The sequence below is a fragment of the Methylobacterium sp. B1 genome (assembly GCF_000333255.1).
In the GTDB taxonomy this organism is placed as follows: domain Bacteria; phylum Pseudomonadota; class Alphaproteobacteria; order Rhizobiales; family Beijerinckiaceae; genus Methylobacterium; species Methylobacterium fujisawaense.
The window spans coordinates 1-1,175 of record NZ_BACT01000411.1 but is presented as its reverse complement, the minus strand read 5'-3'; the positions used below and the strand labels follow the sequence as shown (position 1 = coordinate 1,175).

Annotated in this window: 2 protein-coding genes and 1 pseudogene; all 3 read right to left on the bottom strand. The window is 67.1% G+C overall.

Annotated elements, in window-relative coordinates; translation table 11 throughout:
• Nucleotides 1–154 (bottom strand): annotated as a pseudogene (locus tag I53_RS35075) (phytoene/squalene synthase family protein); the annotation flags it as partial.
• Nucleotides 154–552 carry an MTH938/NDUFAF3 family protein gene (locus I53_RS11975; protein WP_043350942.1) on the bottom strand — a complete coding sequence of 133 codons (399 nt, stop codon included), beginning with the start codon at nucleotides 550–552 and terminating at the stop codon, nucleotides 154–156. The gene I53_RS11975 and the pseudogene I53_RS35075, both read right to left, overlap by 1 nt.
• Before the next feature lie 13 nt (nucleotides 553–565).
• The coding region (gene secF, locus I53_RS11970; protein ID WP_043350939.1) for a protein translocase subunit SecF at nucleotides 566–1,175 on the bottom strand (610 nt) is incomplete at its 5' end.

Genomic DNA, 1,175 nt, shown 5'->3' with positions numbered 1-1,175 from the left:
AGGCGTAGAGGGCGAAGAGATGCGAACGGGCGGCGGCCGGGGCGAACAGGTTGGCGTAGTAGCGGTCCGGATCGCCGGTCCGCACGAGATCCTCGCAATGGGATTGCGCGAAGGCGAGCCCGGTCTCGGTGGTCCTGCCCTCGACCTCCGGCATCAGGCCACCGCGATCAGCGCGGCCGCGACCTTGCGGTTCTCGGCCACCAGGATGTTGTAGGTCCGGGCCGCGGCCCCGGTCTGCATCACGTCGAGGCCGACGCCGAAATCCTTGAGCCAGCCCCGCAAGGCGGGGTCGATGGCGGCGATGTCGAGGCCAGTGCCGACGAGCAGCAACTCGATCCCCTCCGATTCAGCCTGGACCGGCCGCAGGGCCGTCCGGTCGATCGCCCTCGGCTCCGTCACCTCCCAGGCCCGAACCCCCGAGGGCAGCAGCAGGATCGAGCCGCGATGCGACATCCCGGCGAAGCGGAAGCCGCCATTGCCGTAGCTATCGATGATGTGGCGACCCGGCACGAAGCCGGAGTCGAAGGTCTTCGGACTTGGCTGATCGGCCATCTCGGAAAAAGGACTACTCCGCCGGTTGCGGGACGCCGGACCGCTCGGACGCGGCGCGGGCGCCCGAGAGCATCAAGCCCAGATAGATCAACACCGGAGTCGAGATGAAGATCGCCGAGTAGGTGCAGATCAGGACGCCGCAGAGCATCACCACGGCGAAGCCCTTGATCGCCTCGCCGCCGAACAGCACCAGCGCCAGCAGCGACAGGGAGGACGAGATCGACGTCATCACCGTGCGCGACATGGTCGAGTTGATCGACAGGTTCAGCAGGTCGACGGTGGGGATGGTCTTGTACCGCCGCATCAGCTCGCGAGTCCGGTCGAACACCACGACCGTCTCGTTGAGCGAGTAGCCCACGATGGTCAGGATCGCCGCGATCGAGGTCATGTTGAACTCGATCCGGGTGATGATGAACACGCCCACCGTCAGCACGATGTCGTGGAGCGTGCCGACGATGGCGCCGAGCGCCAGCTCCCGCTCGAACCGGAACCAGAGGTAGAGCAGCACCGCCACGACGGAGAGCACGACGCCCAGCGTGCCGGACTGCACGAGTTCGCCGGAGACGCGCGGGCCGACGGTCTCGGTGCGGCGGAACTCGTAATCCTTGTCGAAGGCGCGTGCG